14 protein-coding genes are annotated in these 20,437 nt (G+C 23.7%); 10 read left to right on the plus strand and 4 right to left on the minus strand.

The features are described from left to right. Positions 1-6: 6 nt before the first annotated feature. Positions 7-2,223, minus strand: coding sequence for a DUF7657 domain-containing protein (locus T523_RS02380; protein WP_042707322.1), 2,217 nt, complete (start codon positions 2,221-2,223; stop codon positions 7-9). A gap of 308 nt (positions 2,224-2,531) precedes the next feature. Here T523_RS02380 and T523_RS02385 point away from each other — a divergent pair, with 308 nt between their 5' ends. The 3 genes from T523_RS02385 (at position 2,532) to T523_RS02395 (ending at position 6,460) form a co-directional block, all read left to right on the plus strand. Next, entirely contained in the window at positions 2,532-3,521 is a 990-nt protein-coding gene (locus T523_RS02385; RefSeq protein WP_042707323.1) for an isocitrate/isopropylmalate family dehydrogenase, read from the plus strand. 519 nt (positions 3,522-4,040) lie between these two features. Further along, on the plus strand, positions 4,041-5,252 hold the full coding sequence (locus T523_RS02390; RefSeq protein WP_042707324.1) for a cysteine desulfurase: 1,212 nt from the start codon (positions 4,041-4,043) through the stop codon (positions 5,250-5,252). A gap of 23 nt (positions 5,253-5,275) precedes the next feature. Next, positions 5,276-6,460, plus strand: a complete 1,185-nt coding sequence (locus T523_RS02395; RefSeq protein WP_042707325.1) for a glycosyltransferase family protein — start codon at positions 5,276-5,278, stop codon at positions 6,458-6,460. On the opposite strand, the gene T523_RS02400 is transcribed toward T523_RS02395, so the two are convergent. Then, the gene (locus T523_RS02400; protein ID WP_042707326.1) at positions 6,453-6,779 is read right to left on the minus strand and encodes a hypothetical protein; all 327 of its coding nucleotides are present in this window, start codon (positions 6,777-6,779) and stop codon (positions 6,453-6,455) included. The genes T523_RS02395 and T523_RS02400 overlap by 8 nt on opposite strands. Before the next feature lie 562 nt (positions 6,780-7,341). On the opposite strand from T523_RS02400, the gene ribH reads away from it, so the two are divergent. From ribH to T523_RS02415, 3 genes are all read left to right on the plus strand, one after another. Beyond that, the gene (ribH, locus tag T523_RS02405) at positions 7,342-7,767 is read left to right on the plus strand and encodes a 6,7-dimethyl-8-ribityllumazine synthase (RefSeq protein ID WP_042707327.1); all 426 of its coding nucleotides are present in this window, start codon (positions 7,342-7,344) and stop codon (positions 7,765-7,767) included. Positions 7,768-7,887: 120 nt separating this feature from the next. After that, complete coding sequence (gene mmp11 / locus T523_RS02410; protein ID WP_042707328.1) at positions 7,888-8,826, plus strand: methanogenesis marker protein 11; 939 nt, start codon at positions 7,888-7,890, stop codon at positions 8,824-8,826. 395 nt (positions 8,827-9,221) lie between these two features. Then, positions 9,222-10,265, plus strand: coding sequence for a glycosyltransferase family 2 protein (locus T523_RS02415; RefSeq protein ID WP_042707358.1), 1,044 nt, complete (start codon positions 9,222-9,224; stop codon positions 10,263-10,265). A gap of 291 nt (positions 10,266-10,556) precedes the next feature. Here the strand turns inward: T523_RS02415 and T523_RS02420 are convergent, their stop codons facing one another. Then, positions 10,557-12,308, minus strand: a complete 1,752-nt coding sequence (locus T523_RS02420; RefSeq protein WP_042707329.1) for a glycosyltransferase — start codon at positions 12,306-12,308, stop codon at positions 10,557-10,559. Between the two features lie 261 nt (positions 12,309-12,569). Continuing rightward, complete coding sequence (locus T523_RS02425; protein WP_042707330.1) at positions 12,570-13,505, minus strand: glycosyltransferase family 2 protein; 936 nt, start codon at positions 13,503-13,505, stop codon at positions 12,570-12,572. Positions 13,506-14,077: 572 nt separating this feature from the next. Between T523_RS02425 and T523_RS02430 the strand changes: the two genes are divergently transcribed. The 4 genes from T523_RS02430 to T523_RS02445 all read left to right on the plus strand — a co-directional run bounded on the left by T523_RS02430 (position 14,078) and on the right by T523_RS02445 (position 20,293). Then, a complete protein-coding gene (locus T523_RS02430) occupies positions 14,078-15,586 on the plus strand; it encodes a DUF2142 domain-containing protein (RefSeq protein ID WP_232229023.1) in 1,509 nt (502 codons plus the stop codon). A gap of 93 nt (positions 15,587-15,679) precedes the next feature. Then, entirely contained in the window at positions 15,680-17,230 is a 1,551-nt protein-coding gene (locus T523_RS02435; RefSeq protein ID WP_042707332.1) for a DUF2142 domain-containing protein, read from the plus strand. Positions 17,231-17,744: 514 nt separating this feature from the next. Beyond that, complete coding sequence (gene purE, locus T523_RS02440) at positions 17,745-18,776, plus strand: 5-(carboxyamino)imidazole ribonucleotide mutase (RefSeq protein ID WP_042707333.1); 1,032 nt, start codon at positions 17,745-17,747, stop codon at positions 18,774-18,776. Between the two features lie 251 nt (positions 18,777-19,027). Beyond that, positions 19,028-20,293, plus strand: coding sequence for a UbiD family decarboxylase (locus tag T523_RS02445; RefSeq protein WP_042707334.1), 1,266 nt, complete (start codon positions 19,028-19,030; stop codon positions 20,291-20,293). Positions 20,294-20,437: the final 144 nt, after the last annotated feature.

The raw sequence follows: 20,437 nt of genomic DNA on the forward strand, positions 1-20,437 counted from the left end.
ATATTTTTAAGAATTATAATTAACTTTATAAATTTCTAATTTATTATTGTTTACTGAATAAATTTTAGTAAAACTTACATTAGTATTGTTGAATTTTCCAAGATCTTTTGAAGATTCAATATAACTTACATTAAGTTTTTCTAAGTCATTAACATTTAAATAAACATCAAATATATCATTTCTATAATTATTATTAGAATTATTAACTGTTTTATAATTTTTTCCATGTTTAGGTTTTAATTTAAATTTTGTGTCATTATTTGTTAAAATCACATTAATATAAGCATACCTATTATATACCTTTATATATTTATGACTTGAATCTAGTTTTCCCCATGTTTCTAGGTGAGGATAAGTATTAATCGAATTAATAGTATGTGCTCCTGCAGGTATAAAAATATTTCCTATTGGAGGACTTTCTGGAGAATTATCTCCAAGAATTATCCAATTAGCATTAGGATTACTTGCAACAATGCTCTGTACTTCTTTTATAGGTGCTTGATTATAATAATCAACTCCAGATTCAATAGGATTTACTAATCCACCAGCTAAAAATCCTATTAATATACACATAATAAGGAATAAATTTTTATATTTATCTTCTGATGATTTAAATATAGAAAATATAGCAAGTGAAAGAATTAAACAAGAAAATATTAAGTAAACACTTAAATGATTAACTTGACTTACAGTGCCTTTCTGTATTAATACACATACAATTAATGAAATTAAAAGAGATATAAAATATAAAATTCCATTATGATTTTTAATTCTATTAATAAAATTATTTACAGAGTTTTTATCTATTAAACTTAAACTTCTAAATAGTATAAGTAAATTTAAAAAACTTATAATTAGAAATACCCTTTCATTTGTTGTTTTAGATAATAAAGTAATTTTAGATAAAAATACTGGAAAACCTAGAAAATTAAAGAATATTAAAACTAAATATAATATAAATAATAAATTTAATAATCTATCTTTCTTATTATCTATGAAATTAACTATAAAGTATAAGATTATAGGTAATGGGAAGAAATCATAGAAGAATGTAAATATACCTGGATTTTTACCTGTTCTTAATGGGAATATAATAGTTATAATATAATTAAAGAAATTATGTAAATTACCATGTCCTCCACAATATAATCTTCTACCTGGATAAACTGAATTCATAATAAGAGGTATAGTATTTGCTGATAAACTAATAAAATATACTAAAGAGAATATTGGTATTAAAAAACTAATTATAATTATTGGAATATCTAATTTTGAATAATTAAAATCCTTATAATTATCCCATATTATCCAAATTAATACAAATAAAAAGACATATCCAAATGGAATTTGCCATGCTGGATATAATGAAAATATATATCCTCCAGCACTAATTATAAATCCCAAAGCACAAATTAATCTTTTTTTATAAACATCTGTTTTAATATAATGATATACACATAAACATATTAATTGACCAAATATTAAGATTTCAACAAGATAATTTACTGAAAACCACCATTGAACAATAGGTGAAAAACTTATTAATATAGAATAAGCAGTAGCTAATCTTTTATCATCTTTAGTAATAAATCTTCCAAATTCAAAAGAAACTAAAAGTAATGCAATTAATCTTCCAATCCAATAGAAAGATAATGCTCTTCCAGGAGATAAGAATAAATAACCTATTTGAAAAGGTCTAAATATTAATAGTATACTTAATACAGGACTTCCATAAACAGCAAACATATCTGTAAGGGATGCTGTTGGAATATTTGAAAAGTATCCAAAATTATTATAATATTGTGAAAAACTTAAACTAGTTAAAACATTCCATTCATCACTTCTAATATGACGACCAACACCAAGTACTGAATTATGAGAAGAACCTAGAAAATTATCCCACAAACCAAAAGATGATCCATTAACTTCAAATAAAACACAAATAAGAAAAACTACAAAAGCAATAGGATACCTATATCTATATAAAAAGCTTAATGTCTTAGATTTTAAATTTTTATTAAAATATATTAAAAAAACTATTAAAAATAAGATTAAAAATATTATAAAGTGTTTAATTGAGAATAAATTTAAAAAATTATGTTTAGATGGATTTTCTAAAAGAATTATATAAAATTCAAGGAGAAAAGAAAAAACTAAACTTAAAATAATTGTTAAACTTAATTCTTTAGAATTATAATTAAAATTAATAAAAAATTCCCCCAAACTAAAAGAGATAAAACATGAAATTATATAAAAATTAAATATATTTTATCTTATATAAAATATAAATATTAAGTTTTTTTATTAAAATCATTAAATTAAAGATAAACCTTATTTTAAAATTAAAAATAAAACGATTCTAGAAAATTAATTTTTAAATTAAAAGATTTTCAAAATATTAAAAAAAATAGATAGATTATTTATTAACTAATAAAATATATAATATATACATATTATTTATATACTCAACTAATAGATTGAGTAATTAAAATTTTAAAATTATAATTATTATAAATTAAGTGAGTGATTAAATGTATAAAATAGCTGTAGTTCCTGGAGATGGAATTGGTAAAGAAGTAATGGAAGCTGCAATTAATGTTCTTGATGGATTAGATATCAATTTTGAATATGAATATGGTCTTGCAGGAGATGAATGTCTTGAAAAAACAGGTAAAGCATTACCTGATGAAACACTTGAACTTGTAAAAAATTCAGATGCATGTCTTTTTGGTGCTGCAGGAGAATCTGCTGCTGATGTTATTGTAAAACTTAGACAATCTTTAAAATTATTTGCAAATCTTAGACCTGTAAAATCATATCCAGGTACTAAAGCATTATTTGATGATTTAGATATTATGATTGTACGTGAAAACACTGAAGGTATGTATATTACTGGAGAAGAAGAATATACTGACGAAGGTGCTATTGCAAGACGTATTATCACAAGAAAAGCAGAAGAAAGAATAATTAGATATGCATTTGAATATGCTAAAAACAATAATAAAACCCAAGTTACTGGTGTTCACAAAGCAAATGTACTTAAAAAAACTGATGGATTATTTAAAAAAATATTATATGAAGTAGCTGAAGAATACAAAGATCAAGGAATCGAAACAAATGATTTCTATATAGATGCTACATCAATGTATCTTATTACCCAAGGTAATAAATTCCAAGTTATTGTTACAACTAACCTTTACGGAGATATTCTATCAGATGAAGGTGCTGGTCTTGTTGGAGGTTTAGGTTTAATTCCATCAGCAAATATTGGTGAAAATAATGCATTATTTGAACCAGTACATGGATCTGCTCCAGATATAGCAGGTCAAGGAATAGCTAACCCTATTGCTATGATTTTATCTGCAAAAATGATGCTTGACTACCTTGGTGAACAAGAAGCTGCTACAAGATTAGAAAATGCAGTACTTAAAGTTCTTGAAGAAGGAAAAGATGTTACTGGTGACCTTGGTGGAAATGCATCTACTATGGAAATGAGTGAAGCAATTAAAAATGCATTATAAATAAAAAAAATTATCATGACAATTTGTCAATGATAATTTCACTTTTTTATTAAATTTACAATTACTAATTAAAATACTATTTTTTATAAATTAATTCTTAAATTCAGCTAAATAAATATTAAAAGTCTATTTAAAAGATTTTCAAATTAAAATTATATTTAAAATCTTAATTAAAAACTACTAAAAAATCAATTAACTAGTTTAAACTTTCCTATTTAAAAACTAATTAAAAATCTAAAATCAAGATATTTAAAACTTTTTTTAATTAAAAATAACTTAAAAATATAAAACAAATAATAAACATTATATTTAAATCTTAAAAAAGCCTATTAAAACTAGAAAATCATATATAAAATTTACTTATTAAAATAAATTATTTATAAATGATTAATAATATATTAAAATAATTTATAAAAAATTTTTATAAAGTTAATTTTGACTTTGTTAAAAAATAATTATATCATTAAAGAATAATTATCAAAGTTAATCTTTATAAAAAAAATTACTAAAAATGATTTTATGATAGATTTAAATTATATTAGAGAAGATTTTCCAATATTAGATAATATTACTTATCTTGATTCTGCAAGTACATCACTTACTCCAAAACCAGTAGTAGATGCTATGGAAGAATATTTCCTAGAATACAATTCAAATGCAGGACGTGGATCATATAAAAATGCAATAAAAACCACGAGTAAAATGGAAGAAACAAGAGAGAAACTTTCTAATTTTATAAATTGTAAAAAAAATGAAATAATCTTTACTAAAAATACTACAGAAGGTATAAATTTAATAAGTAATGGTTTTAATTTTAAAAAGGAAGATAATATAATAATTTCAGATATAGAACATCACTCTAATTTTATACCATGGCTTAATCTTCAAAAAAAAGGAATAAACATTAAAATAGCTAAAGCAAATGAAGAAGGAATTATAGAAAAAGACACTATTAATGATCTTCTTGATGAAAATACACGACTTATTGCAATAAGCCATGTAAGTAATGCAATAGGTTCAATACAAGATATTGAAGGTATAGAAAAACTTGTTCATAAAAATCAATATAAAGATGGAACTAATACTTATCTTCTTGTTGATGGTGCACAATCTGTTGGACATATTAATGTTGATATGAATAAATTAAATCCAGATTTCATGGCATTTCCTGGACATAAAGGACTTTTAGGTCCAGTTGGAACAGGATTTATCTATATTAAAGAGTCTAATCAGAATCTTATATATCCTCAAAATCTTGGTGGAGGAACTATTGTAAATACTGATTTTAAAGATTTTAAATTAGAGGATTCACCTCAAAGATTTGAAGGAGGTACTCAGAACTTAGCAGGTATTATTGGCCTTGGAAGGGCTATAGATTATATTGAAAGTATTGGTATAGATAATATTGAAAAATATGATAAAGATTTAACAAGAATATTATATGAATCATTAAATGAAATTGATAATATTATAACTTATGGAAGTAAAAATAATAATTCAATAGTTTCATTTAATCTAAATAATGCCAATCCACATGATATATGTAAGATTTTAGATGAATCTAAAAATATTTGTCTTAGAAGTGGTCATCATTGTGCAATACCTGCAATAAAACATATTAATGCAAAAGAAGGTACAATAAGATCTTCAATACATTTATACAATAATATTGAAGATATTGAAAAATTAGTATCTGCATTAAAAGAGATTAGTTTCTTATATAGTAATTAATAATTAAAATTAAAGGAGATAATATGGAAAATAAAAAATCTAATACATTAGTATGTATATATAATTTTCTACCATATGTTGATACTAGTGGAAATATTGTTGCAAGGAAAGTATATAATCATGGAGAAAAAGTAGATATTGTTCATAATAAACTAAAACAAAGAAAAGATAATGAATTTTATGATTTAATTAAGAAATATATTAACAATGATATTTTCCTAGATACCCCTATTAATAAAGATGAATACAAATGGGAAAACACGAAAAAATTTGTAATAGATGCTTTAAATGAGATTAATAAAATAACTAAAAAAAATGGAGAATATAAAGTAATATATAGTAGGACTATGAAACCTATGTCACATTATTTAGCATTTGCATATAAAATTAAAAATCCTAATGTTAAATGGATTGCAGAGTTTTCAGATCCAAATCTTCCAGATATTGAAGGTAAAATTAGATATAGGCCGATTAATCATGAAGATTTAAATAAAATAAATAGTATTATTTATAAAAATGGATATAAAACATTTAATACTGATAATTATTTTTTTTATAGTGAATATTTACCTTATATTTTAGCAGATGAAATCATATATACTAATGAGAATCAAAGAGAGTTAATGTTAGAAAATCCTGATTTTAAAGATATTAAAAAAGAGGTATTTAATAAATCAAGAATCATTAACCATCCATTACCTGATAAAAAATGGTATAATATTAAAGAATCAGATTATAAAATAGATAAAAGTAAAATTAATTTAGGATATTTTGGAGTATTCTATAAAACAAGAAATATTTATAATATTTTCTCTTCATTATATGCACTTGATGATAATTTAAAAGATAAAGTTTTAATTCATATTTTTGTACCTAATCCTGAAAAAACTAGAGAATTTATAAATGAAATGCCAATAAAAGACAATATTATAATTAATTCTTATGTTTCATACTTAGAATATCTTAATCTAACAAAGAAATTTGATTGTTTAATTGTATGTGATGCTAAAACTAAAGGAATATTTGATAAAAATCCATATTTACCATCTAAAATAAGTGATTATCTAGAGAGTGGTACAGATATATGGAGAATATGTGAAAAAAATAGTATTTTAAGTAAAATTGATACAAGATACCTATCATATATTGAAAATATATTCACAGTTGAAGATACATTAAAAGAAATCATAAAAGACCATATTAAATAGATTTAATTTTATCAATTAAAACTCTTAAAAAGCTAGCACATCTATAAACCTTAGTATTCATAAGATTTTTATAATTTTTATTTTCTTTTATTAAATTATTATTAATGCTTTTTAATTGAAAGTTTTCTTTTTTTAGATTGTTTTTTTCTATTTTTAAATTATTAAAGGATTTTTGGAGATTAAAATATCTACTATTTAATAATTCTAAGTTGTATAAAGTTTCATTATAAAAATCTAGTTGTTTATTTAAATCATTAATATTTACTTTAACTAATTTTGAATCTTCAGAAGACTTTTTAATAGGTAATTTATTAGACATAATAATCATACAATAATATTTATTATATTAATTAAAGTATCTAATAAATGTTTTCAAGTATACTTAAAAATTATAATATTAAATTCATTAAAATATTTTTAAATATAAAACTATTCAATTTATTTTAAAAATAAATGACTTTTAGAAATTTTATTAAAATAAATTTTCAATAGAATCAAAAATGAATATAAAATATATTTTAAAAATTAAGGAATATTATAATTATTAAAAAAAATAATAAAGATTATTTATTATATTATTAAAAATATAATATTAATAATTAATTTTAAATAAAATATCTTGTTGAAATCCCTAAATTTAAGATAATATTTATCTTTAATTTTAAATAAAATAATTTAATAAATCAATTATAAATATATAATGTTTTCAACAAAAAAATTAATGAGGTATATAAAATATGACTCGTATACAGTGGGCAGCATTATTTATTATATTAATTATGGCTGTAAGTGGAATAGCTGCATTTGTAGTTATGATGGCATGATTATATTTAAAAATATACTAAATCTAAAAATTAATAATAAAAATTGGAGAATAAAATATGGCAAAATATAATATTGGAGCAGTTGTTGCTGAGTTTAATTATGATATTACACAAATGATGTTAGGATTAGCTAAAGAAGAAGCTAAATCAAGAGACTGTGAAATTACAAAAGTCTTTGTAGTTCCAGGTGTTTTTGATATGGCACTTCCTATTAAAAAATTACTTGAAAGAGATGATATTGATGCAGTTATAACATTAGGTGCTGTTATTGAAGGTGCAACAGATCATGATCAAATTGTAGCTCAACATGCTGCACGTAAAATTGTTGATTTATCATTAGATTACAATAAACCAGTAACATTAGGTATTAGTGGTCCAGGTATGACTAGACTTGATGCTAATAGACGTGTTACCTATGGTAAAAGTGCTGTTGAAGCAGCAGTTAAACTTTGTGACAGATTAAAAGAATTAGATGAAAGCTAATTATAAACTTTAAAACTTATCTTTAAATATTATATTAATTGAAATAATTAAGATATAATTTTTATAAAGATAAAAATTTTAATAATATTTTTTTAATACTCTTATTTTTTAGATGATTATATGGAAATTTTAAAACCTGAAGATTTAAAAGAAAAATATGATGACCCTTGGATTGCACCATATGAAAAAGAAATTACTATGGTAGATGGAGATACAGTTGAAATTGTTGAGTACCATCCATGTATTTCTGGATCTAACTGGTTAGTAAAACAATATGAACATAGTAGTCCATTAATTATTAAAGCTTCCCGTGATGGAAATAAACATGATTTTATATGTAAAATTGGTAAATCACCACTTAAACTAAAAGCAAGTTATAATGCTGCAGGAATTGAAGAAGTTTCTGTAGATGGTGATGAAGTTAAAGTTACTCATGCTGGTCTTGCTGGTGCTGGTGTAGGTGCAGCGATGTGTAGAGGTATGGGTGATGGTGTTAAATATATAGAGCTTTTAGAGGAAGGTGGTGGTTCTAAACTTGGTAAAGCTAATGTTGTTACACCTAAAATGGAAAAAGTAGTAATTGGTGTAGATGATACTGATGTTAAAGATAAAGGTGCAACATGGACTATGGCACATAACATGGGTATAGAACTTAAAAATGAAGGTTTTGAATATTTAGATCATGTTATTTGTCAACTTTATCCTAAGAATCCACATAAAACACAAAATTGTGTTTCAATAGCTTTAACTTTTGCTGTAAAAGAAGAAGATAAAGATAAGTTAATTAACAGAGTTATTGAAATATTAAAAAGAGATACTTTATCTGATAAAACATCCATTGCAGTTAAAACAGGAATTGGAATACCAGATAAACTAAGAGAATATGCACATAAAACTAAAACTGGTATGATGGATGTTGAAACTGCAGAAAAAATTGCAAATGAACTTGGAATAGATTTAATTGCAGTTACAGGAGATCATGGAAAAATAGGTGCTCTTGCAGCATGTGGATTATATGATAATCCTGATGAAGCTGTAAAAATATATAGTAGAGAATAATCTTCTCCATACTTTTTTTAAAGATTTTAAAGCTTATTTTATTTAAAAAATTAATATTTTTTATTTAAACTTTTATAAAATCTAGGTTTACTAATGAAAAAGAAAATAAAAACTTAAGCAGTAAAACTAATAAAAAAATAATATTAAAGTTTAAAATTAAAAAATAATAAAATACTATAATAGATTAAAGAAATATTTTGTTAAATCCTCCTAATTTTTAGAATAAACTTATCAAATTTAATTTTTAAGTATTAAATATTTTTAAATTATTATATAAAACACAAGATTTCAATAAATCTAAAAAATAATTAAATAAAATTACTAATATAATACTGCTTAATATCAACCATATATAATTAAATATCAATTTTAATATAATAGAAAAAGGTGGATAAATGGTCAAAGTTTCAGTTATAATACCTGTTTATAATAGTGAAAAATATCTAAAAGAAGCCATAGCCAGCATACTTAAGCAAACATTAGAAGATATTGAACTTATTTGCATAAATGATAGATCAACAGATAATTCCATTGATATACTAGAAACTTATAAGAAAAAAGATAAAAGAATAAAAATAATAAACCAAAAAAATCAAGGATTAAGTGTAGCAAGAAACAAAGGACTAAAAAACAGCAAAGGAGACTACATATACTTCATAGACTCAGATGACTACATAGCAAAAAACACATTAAAAGAACTATACCAAAATGCAATCTTAAATGACTCAGATATAGTAGTTTATAAAATGGCCCATTTTAATGAAAATAACATAAGATATAATGCTCCAGGATTTAATCTTGAAAAAACAAACCCTAATATTAACTTTAATAATTACACATTTAACTACAAAAAAATAAAACCATACATCCTCAATAAATCATTTGCTGTTTGGAATAAACTTTATAAAAAAGAATTTCTAGATAAATATAATGATTTCTATTTTGATACAGGACTTATATTTGAAGATGTTCCATTTCATGTAAAAACTCTTTTAAGAGCAGAAAAAATATCATACATACCAAAATACTTCTATTACTACAGACAAAACCCAAACTCTATAATGAATACAAATAAAAACAGGGAAGATATCTACAAAATAATAGAAATTGTAGAAAAATTCCTAAAAGAAAACAATTACTATAAAGAATTAGAAAATGAATTTGAATGTTTTAAATTAGTACAAATATCACAATATATATTAGAAGCAGATACAGAAGAATACTTTAAAAAAGCAAAAGAAGAATTAAAACAAATAAATACAAATAATAAGTTAATACCTAATGAAAAATTAGAAACCTACGAAATAATAATGAACTCTAATACACTTGAAGAGTATAAACTAGAAAAAATAGAAAAACAAAACACAACACTAAAAAACAAAATAGAAAAAATAGAAAAACAAAACACAGAATTATTAAATTCAATAGTTGGAAAATAACAAAACCACTGAGAAAAATAAAAAAATATATTAAATAAATAACACTTTAAAAACTTATTTATTTAAAGTTTAAAATTTTAAATTAGAGATAAATATCTTAATTAAAGAAGGTTTTAAGAAAACAATAATCTAATTAAATATATTTAATTGTTAAAATCATCTAATTCTTAAAAACTTTCTTAAATTTAAACTTAATAAAAATTTTATTTTATTATAAAAAATAGTTTTAAACAACTATTTTTTAAATAATTAATAAAATTACTGATTTTAAAAATAATAATTTAAAATAAATTATTGTTGAGCATCATCAGAGTATGTTTCATTTACATCATTACTTGAATCATTTAAATTAGATAAATCAAAATTTAAAAATACACCTTTTTCTGAATCATAGGCTTCTCTTATTGAAGATGTATATCCTTTATTTACTAATTTTATATTATGATTACTATAATTCCATTCAATTGATTTATTATCTGATAAATTATTCTTTAAGAAACTACCAAGATATTCCCCATTTACATCAACATAATATGTTCTATTTTCATAAAGTATTGCTGATGAAGAGGTAATATATTGATTATCTATATAAATATCAAATTCTGTTGCATTTCCAGAACTATATGCAATATTATAATTTTCAGTAATATTATAATTTAGATTAGATATATTTGAAGCACGGACTGTATGTTTTACATAAGATTTATAGAAAACATTAGATATGCGGCTATTAGATATAACATTACCAGATCTAACACCAAGGTATCCGCGAGCAGAAGATGGTAATCTTAAAATATTATCTTCACCAGGTCTTGTTTGGTTAATAGTATAAGATGTATCACCAAATGTAATCGTATCACCATAAATCATTTGCAGTGTTTGCATTGCTGAGAAAGGCATTCTTATTATATTAGATTCATTTTCTATTGCACTATCTACAGTATAAGGTCCTCTTACTGCAATATGGTCACTAGATCCTTGTCCAAATATAACTAGATTTCTAGAAGTTGCTTCAATAGATATTTGACCATTATCCCCAATTGTAGTAGCTGACATAAATGTTGAAATCATTAATATTAAAAGGAAAAATACAATGATAATTGGAAAATGCATCTTAATAAATGATTTCAGAACATTTTTATTTGCTGGAGATTTTCTAAACATCACAACCGATTTAACAACTAACTTTATTAAGTAAAATACTGCTATAACTATTCCAATAATACCAATTAATATACCTAGTTGAAAAGGTACTGGTTGTACAAAGAATACTAAAAAAAGACCTAAAATAATAAGAGATAAACCAAGTATACTCATTCGAATATAGTTACCTAAGGAGTCAATCATTGTAAGACGTCCATAGTTAACTGCCCTTGATATGATTGTTCTTACAACCTCATTAGCCATTTGATGAAGGTCACTAAGAGGTGACATATCATGTTGAATATCCCCAATATCTACTTCAAGAATTTTAATTCCACGAACATCAGCATCTAAAACAATACCAACATCTACACCATAATCACTTTCAAATTTAAGTTTCTTTAGAATTGAGCGTTTACCTGCGAATTGGCCACTTAATGGTTGTTCATAATTAACTTCTGGAAAAAAGAATTTAAGAAGAGGTTTTGCCGTAAGTTCAGTTACACGGCCACTTTCTCTTGCAAATTTAGTCTTAGTGATATCTGCTTTTCCTTCTAAAATAGGTTTAATGATTATATCAACTTTTTTAGGAGTTAAATTTTTAATATCTGCATCAATAAATGCTATAATATCTGCAGTACTAGCATTTACACCTGTTTGAATTGCAGCTCCTTTTCCTTTATTGTTTATGTGATCTATAACTATTGCACCTGCATTTTTAGCTTCATTATGGGTGTTATCAGTAGATCCATCATTAACAACAATAATATTATTAATATAATCTAATTGTTTAATAACATTAACTACACTAGCAACTGATTCTTCTTCATTAAATGCAGGAATTACAATATCAACTTTCTGATATTTTGAAGAATTAGATGAATTTGATTTATTAAACAATTTTTTACCTCACATAATTTAATTGAAAATTTCAATTAATAAATAAAATAATTAGATTAATTTAGTTTAAAATTAACTAAACCTTAAATTTAATATTAACTTTATAATACTAAATTTAATTAAAACCTGAATTTAATATTACTTTATAAAAATAATAAATTAGTTTAAAATTAATTAAAACCTAAATTAATATTAAATTTATAAGAATAATTAAAATATATAAATTAATTATAATAATTACTTATTAAATCTTATAAAACTTTAATCTTTTTTACTATCTTTAGCTAAACGAATTAAAGTTAAATGTTGTTCAAAGTTTTGATCATGTTGTTTTTTAAGAACATGTAAAATAACACCTGCTAAAAATATCATTACAGCTATTAAAAATACTACACCAACTGAAATTAAAGTTGGTACTTTTGCTACTGTACCAGTACTTAAGAAATTTAAGAATACTGGCATGAAATATACGAATGATATAATAAGCAATATTAAAGTTACTATTGAGAAAAATGATAATGGTTTTGTATCCCTAAACAATGAACAAATTACACGAATAACCTTAAATCCATCAGTAAAAGTATTAAGTTTAGATACACTACCTTCCACCCTATCCCTATATTCAATAGGAACTTCATAAATCTTAAAATTATGGTTTAATGCAAAAATTGTCATTTCTGTCTCTATTTCAAATTCTTTTGAAGAAACAGGATAAGATTTAACAAAATCATAATCAAACGCTCTCATACCCGTCATAATATCATGTAAATCACTATCAAAAAATTTATTAATAGATTTACGTACAAATACATTTCCACTATTATGGAAAGGACGTTTATTTTCTGTAAAATAGGTAGAAGATAACCTGTCACCAACAGCCATATCTGCCTTACGTTCTAAAATAGCTTTTTCAAGTTCAATTGCTGCTTCAGCAGGATATGTATCATCACCATCAACCATAATATAACAATCTGCATCTATATCTCTAAACATAGACCTTACAACATTACCTTTACCTTGTCTATATTCATATCTTACAATAGCCCCTTCTTTCATAGCGATTTCATCAGTATTATCACTAGAATTGTTATCATAAACATATATATCTGCATGTGGCATTACTCTTTGAAAGTCATTGATAACTTTTTTAATTGTTAATGCCTCATTATAACAAGGAATTAAAATAACTGTCCTCATATAAAATCACTAACACCTTTTTTTATATTATACTAATTTTTATTCTTTATTTAATAAAAAGTTTTATATTAGTATAAAAATTGGATATAATAGTTAAAAATTAATTAATTTAAATTCTAAAAAATATTAAAATAAATGTTCTTTGAAATTTTAATTTAAAAGTAAATAGATTTAAAAAATTAAAGTCTGTAAAAATATTATTTTTTATAAAAATTTAAACTTAATTAATACTTGAAAATCAATTTGAAGAAAATTTATTCTAAAAATTTTGAAAAATACAATAAATCCAAAAATTAAATTTTTAAATAAAATATAATTTCAAGATAATAAAAAAATTTTAAAATCCTTGATTAAAATAAATTATAAATAATAATAAGAACATATAAACTTTTAATATATTATATAAGAAGATATTATATGATTTTTAGGTGTTCCTAAATATAATTTTAAATTATAGACTATAAATTGATGATGTGAATTAAATGGAAATAAACAAGCCAAACTGGTTAAACCCAGAGACACTGAAGTATATTTTAGTAGAATGTAAATGGTATTTTCTTCTTTACATTGTAATGATTCTATCATTCTCTATTTTTCAATTGTTTATTTACAAAAACCATGCTTCAATTCCACGTGAAACCATTAGTTTAATAATTTTAACCATTGTAGGAATTCTATGTATCCTATATCATAATGGAAATAAGAAAAAAATACATAGAATAGCTTTTATAACTATTATAATATTTGGAATTATAACTCTTCTTTTATCACCTATCCTCATTGGTTGTGATGAAGATGAACACCTTGCAAGATCAGATTTAACTTCAGAAGGTATTCTTGTTCCTCATTATCAGCATATAGGAAAACACAAAGGGTATTATGTAGAACAGGTTTGTGTAGATCTTGATGGAAAAAACAGGTTTAAAACTATATATTCAACTGCAATTGATGATCAAAAAATCAATGAAAAACATGTTTTAGTAGAAGCTGCCTTTGCCCAAAATCCGTTTTATGCCTACTTACCTCAAGGATTAGGAATATGGCTTGCAAAAGAATTAAACCTTAATTCGATTTGGGTACTATGGTTAGGAGGACTATTTAACCTATTAATGTATGCTACAGTATCATCATATGCAATTAAAAAAACACCGATACTTAAGATGCCAATGCTTGCAGTTGCTTGCTTACCATTTGCAGTTTATGAAGCAACAACAGTAAGTTCCGATTCCTTCGTATTGTGTTTTTCGCTACTATTAATGGCCTATTTCTTCACAATGTATAAGGCCGAAGAAAGAAGCGTGAATAAAACTAATTTATTAATATTTTTCATATTATGTTTATCTGTAGGTTTAATTAAACCACCGTTATTATTCTTAGCAAGCCTTGTTGCTATAATACCTAAAAAGAACTTTAATTCATTGAGTGATTATAAAATAGGTTTGATTGGAGTATTACTAGTATTTGCAATTGGTGCAATATGGAATGTAAGCTACTCTACGCCAGGTATGAAAAACTCACATAGAGGACCAAGAGCAATAAGTATGGATATTAATACCGGATATCAATTAAAATTTATGTTTTCAAGTATTGAAAGCTTTACACTTATAATGTGGGATATAATATCTAAAACATGGTTTGTAATAGCAGATATGTTTAGGTTTGCAGATTGGCAAGGAAAATATGCTGCATATTCATCAACAATAATGGCGGTAGTGTTTGCAATATACTATGGACTTACTAGTTTCTTATATCCAATAAAATATAAGATAAGTAAAAAACAAAGAACAATAGCCGCTATAATCTTTTTAGTTCCTTATATTGCATTGTTCTTAGTACAATACTTAATATGGACTCCAGTTGGATCCCTTAGAATACAGGGAGTTCAAGGAAGGTATTTTATACCATTATTAATATTATTGCCATTTATATTAAATATCAATAGTGAAAACACAAAATATGGAGAAAGAATAAGGAAAAAACTTACTCTTACAAGATTAAATAAGATTAATTTATTATCTTATGTTATAATAATTGGTTTACTATCTTGTTTACAAATATTAACAGTAGTGCTATATTATTAATAATTAAATTCAAAAATTAGTATACCACAAATTAAATTAAGTTAAATCTTAATTTAATCTAATTTTTAAAATTAAGTAAAAATATGGATTAATATGAATAAGCCTAGAAATATTTTTAATAAAAATAGAAATTACATTCTAATCTATATAATATGCTTAATCTTTTTTACATTTTATCAATGCTATTTCTATGGAAACTTTGGAACGGTTAATAGAGAAATTGGAATATTTATTATACTTACAATTGTAGGTGTGTTTTGTTTAACCTACAATAGCTTAAATAAAAATAAAATCTACAAAGTGGCATTTGTAATAATAATATTATTTGGTATAATTACTTTATTACTATCACCACTTCTTATTGGTTGTGATGAAAGTGAACATTTAAATAGAGCAGAATTAACTTCACTTGGAGTCATCAATCCACAGTATACCAGTATAAATAATCATACAGGATATAAGGTTGAACATTTTTGTAGTCATCTTACAGGAACAAGTAGATTTAATACAGTGTTTTCAACTAACTGGGATGATGAAAAAATAGATAAATCCATTATACTACAAAAATCTGCATTTGCCCATAATCCATTCTATGCATACCTAGCTCAAGGATTTGGAATATGGCTTGCAAAAGAATTAAATCTTAACTCTATTTGGATATTATGGTTAGGAGGAATATTCAACCTATTAATGTATGCTACAGTATCATCATATGCAATTAAAAAAACACCGATACTAAAAACTCCAATGTTACTGATTGCATGTTTACCTTTTGCTGTTTATCAAGGAACCACTGTAAGTTCAGATTCATTTGTTAATTGTTTTTCACTACTATTAATGGCCTATTTCTTCTTTATGTATAAAGCAGATGAAAACTCATTAAGTATTAAAAACTCTTTAATATTTATGGTGTTATGTATAAGTGTAGGATTTTTAAAACCACCATTATTATTACTCATATTCCTAATATTACTTGTTCCAAAAGATAATTTCAAAAATAAAAATACATATAATCTTGGATTAATACTTATACTAGTAGTATTTATAATAGGGGGATTATGGAATATATTTTATGCTATGCCTCAATCCATGCATTCATTTAGAGGACCAAGAGCAAAATCACTCCCAGTAGATGCTAAATTACAATTAAAATTTTTACTTGGAAACATAAACCATATTCTTATTATATTTAAAAATATTTTAAGTCAAACATGGTATGTGATAAGAGATATTTTTAGATTTGCTGATTGGCAAGGAACACAATTGTATTCATCAACATTAATGGCTATGATATTTAGTGTATATTACTTAATAATCTCTTTAATATCACCAGAAGATTATAAATTAAGTAATAAAAGAAGAATTAGTGGAATAATAATATTTCTTATAATATACTTTGCATTCTTTATAGTACAATATTTAACTTGGTCAAGAGTAGGTCAATTAAAGGTTACTGGTGTTCAAGGAAGATACTTTATACCCCTTCTTACTCTAATACCATTTATACTTAATATAAATAATAAAACTACTAAAACCAGACTTAAACCATTAATAAATAAAGATAAACTTAAAGATTTGACTGTACTCGTAGCTATAATCCTACTTGGATTTTTAGAAATTTTAACAGTAGGAGTATTTTATTAAAATAAAAAAATTTATATCTAAATCTAAATTTTTTTAAATTTTATTAAACTAGTATTTTTTATAATAATGAATCTCTTAAAATCTTAGTTTAATACTTAAAAATTAAATTTAAGAAAGTTTATTCTAAAAAATAGAAAGAATTCAATAAAATTAATAAATAATATTTAAGTTGAAATTTAGATTTAAAAAATTTTTTTTAAAAAAAATTGGGTCTATTAAAATCAATTTTTTATAAGAATTTAAACTTAGTTAATACTTGAAAATCAATTTAAGAAAGTTTATTCTAAAAATCACGAGGATTTCAACAAAGTCTAAAAATTATAAAAATTTCAATAAGTCTATTTTTTATAAAAATCTAATTTTCTAAAATTAATTTATTCTAGTTTAATGATTTCAAAGCTTTTTTTTAAAATAATTTTTATTAATAAAAGAAAATAGTTAAAAGTCTTAAAAATAAATGTTTATAATATAATAATAATAATTATTTAATCATTATTAATTTTAAGGTGAAAAAATGAACAGTCCAAAAGTAATGATAATATTAGGTAGTGGATCTGATATTAAAATAGCTGAAAAATGTATGAATAAATTAGATGAATTGAAAATTTCATACAGTTTAAAAATATCCTCTGCCCACAGAACTTATGATAAAGTAAAACATGATGTCTTAGAAGGTACTAAAAATGGGATTGAAGTATTTATAGGAATTGCTGGAATGTCTGCACATCTTCCAGGAGTAATTGCAGCATTTACATATAGACCAGTTATTGGAGTACCTGTTGAGGCAAAATTAGATGGATTAGATGCATTATACTCTACAATACAAATGCCATTTCCAGCACCTGTTGCAACTGTAGGAATAGATAGAGGAGATAATGCTGCAATACTTGCAGCACAAATTATAGGAACATATGATGAAAAAGTAAGAGAAAATGTACACTATGTTAGATTATCCTATAAAAATAAAGTATATACTAGTCAAGAAGATACTATAAAAGATTTAGATCATGAATATCTTGTAAAAGATTTCATTCCAGATGATTTAGAAGAAATTGAATACCATCATAGAACTCCTGATGTAGAAGTCCTATCAGAAGAAGAATGTCCAGATATTGCAGTGATTCCAGGAAGTCATTCTGATATTACAATAGCTAAAAAACTATCCACATTACTTGATAGAATGAAAATAAGTTATGATTTAAAAGTTGTAAGTCCAATTAGACATCCAAAAAGATTTCAAGAATATATCTATAAAATGCAGAATGTAAAATTATTTATTGCAATTAATGGATTATCTTCACAAATAAGTGGTTCAATTGTTGGATTAAGTGAAAAACCAGTTATTGGTGTTCCATGTGATAAAGAATTAAGTGGAAAAGATTCACTTCTTTCAATGGTTAGTATGCCACCGGGAGTACCTGTAGGAAGTGTTGGTATTAATAATGGCCGTAATTGTGCAATATTAGCCGGTGAAATATTAGCAATTAGTAATAAAGATATTGAAGAAAGTTTAAAAAGAATTAAATATAAAACTGCAAATTTATAATTAATAAATCATTTTATAAATTAAAAATATACTAAATTATAGGATAATTTAATTTATAAAAAAATTTAATGAAAACCTTTAATTTTTAAAAACTTTCTTAAATTTAATTTCCAAGTTTAAAAGACTTTAAATTTTAATAAATAAATTTTAACATCAGAATAAAAGATTAAAAAACTTAAATTATAATCATAAAAGAATTTATAATTTAACTTAAATTCATATCTATAAAAAAACCACTAAAAGTGATTTATATGAAATTAAATAGTTATAGAGAATTAATAGAGATTGATGATGAAGTAAGTACTGAGTATGAAATTTGTAATATACTACAAAAATATCCAAAAGATACTGTTTTATTTACAAATGTTAAAGGTTCCCATATACCAGTTATTTCTGGATTATGTAATACAAGAGAAAAGATTGCTCGTTCAATAAACTGTAAAAAAGATGAAATATTATATAAAATCATAGAAGCAACTAGTAACCCTATAAAAGTTGAAAATTATGGAAATTTAGATAATTATATAACTTACAAAGCTAATTTAAATAAAATTCCTATTTTAAAACACTATAAAAAAGATGGTGGTAAATATATTACAGCAGGTGTTATTTTTGCAAGAGACCCAGAAACAGGAGTTCAAAATGCATCAATTCATAGAATGCTTGTAAAGAATAGTGATACTTTAGGTGTAAGATTAGTACCAAGAAATCTCTATACATACTTCCAAAAAGCTGAAGAATTAGGAAGAGATTTAGATATTACTATATGTATTGGAATGGATCCTGCAATATTACTTGCTAGTACTTGTTCAATTCCTATTGATGCTGATGAAATGGAAGTTGCTAATGCTTTTAAAGACGGTGAGTTAAAATTATTAAATTGTGAAGAATCTGATTTAAAAGTTCCTGAAGCAGATATTATATTAGAAGGAAAAATATTACATGGCAAACGTTCTAAAGAAGGACCATTTGTTGATTTAACTGATACTTATGATGTTATTAGAGAAGAACCAATTATCAAATTAAGTAAAATGCATCTTAAGAAAAAAGCATATTATCATGGAATTATCCCTGCTGGATTTGAACATAAACTCTTACAAGGTCTTCCACAAGAACAAAGAATATATAGACATGTTAAGAACACAGTTCCTACAGTGAAAAATGTTGTATTAACTGAAGGTGGTTGTTGTTGGTTACATGCAGTAGTACAAATTAAAAAACAAACACAAGGTGATGGTAAAAATGTATTAATGGCAGCTTTATCTGCTCATCCATCATTAAAACATTGTGTAGTTGTAGATGAAGATATTGATTTATTTAATCCTGAAGATGTTGAATATGCAATAGCTACACGTGTTAAAGGAGATGAAGATTTAATGATTGTTACAAATGCAAGAGGTTCTTCACTTGATCCTAAAGCATTACCTGATGGTACTACTACAAAAATAGGAGTAGATGCAACTAAAGATATTAATCATCTTGAAAAATTTGAAAGAGTAAGTTTTACTAATAAGTAAAACTACTTTTTTTATAAAAAAAGTCTTTTTTACTAAAAATTATTATAAATATTCAGTATATAATTCTAAAAAAAAGAGTTCTAATTCTATAATACAATCTAAAAAGTTTTTATAAAATAATAAAATCAATATTTAAAAAGCTAA

This window comes from Methanobrevibacter wolinii SH (genome assembly GCF_000621965.1).
Classification (GTDB): domain Archaea; phylum Methanobacteriota; class Methanobacteria; order Methanobacteriales; family Methanobacteriaceae; genus Methanarmilla; species Methanarmilla wolinii.

Excerpts from the sequence above, each read along its gene's own strand:
- T523_RS02415 (WP_042707358.1), top strand. The coding sequence starts at position 9,222 with ATGGTCAAAGTTTCAGTTATAATACCTGTTTATAATAGTGAAAAATAT.
- mmp11 (WP_042707328.1), top strand. The coding sequence starts at position 7,888 with ATGGAAATTTTAAAACCTGAAGATTTAAAAGAAAAATATGATGACCCT.
- T523_RS02430 (WP_232229023.1), top strand. The coding sequence starts at position 14,078 with ATGATTCTATCATTCTCTATTTTTCAATTGTTTATTTACAAAAACCAT.
- T523_RS02400 (WP_042707326.1), bottom strand. The coding sequence starts at position 6,779 with ATGTCTAATAAATTACCTATTAAAAAGTCTTCTGAAGATTCAAAATTA.
- ribH (WP_042707327.1), top strand. The coding sequence starts at position 7,342 with ATGGCAAAATATAATATTGGAGCAGTTGTTGCTGAGTTTAATTATGAT.
- T523_RS02385 (WP_042707323.1), top strand. The coding sequence starts at position 2,532 with ATGTATAAAATAGCTGTAGTTCCTGGAGATGGAATTGGTAAAGAAGTA.
- T523_RS02435 (WP_042707332.1), top strand. The coding sequence starts at position 15,680 with ATGAATAAGCCTAGAAATATTTTTAATAAAAATAGAAATTACATTCTA.
- T523_RS02445 (WP_042707334.1), top strand. The coding sequence starts at position 19,028 with ATGAAATTAAATAGTTATAGAGAATTAATAGAGATTGATGATGAAGTA.
- T523_RS02395 (WP_042707325.1), top strand. The coding sequence starts at position 5,276 with ATGGAAAATAAAAAATCTAATACATTAGTATGTATATATAATTTTCTA.
- purE (WP_042707333.1), top strand. The coding sequence starts at position 17,745 with ATGAACAGTCCAAAAGTAATGATAATATTAGGTAGTGGATCTGATATT.
- T523_RS02390 (WP_042707324.1), top strand. The coding sequence starts at position 4,041 with ATGATAGATTTAAATTATATTAGAGAAGATTTTCCAATATTAGATAAT.
- T523_RS02425 (WP_042707330.1), bottom strand. The coding sequence starts at position 13,505 with ATGAGGACAGTTATTTTAATTCCTTGTTATAATGAGGCATTAACAATT.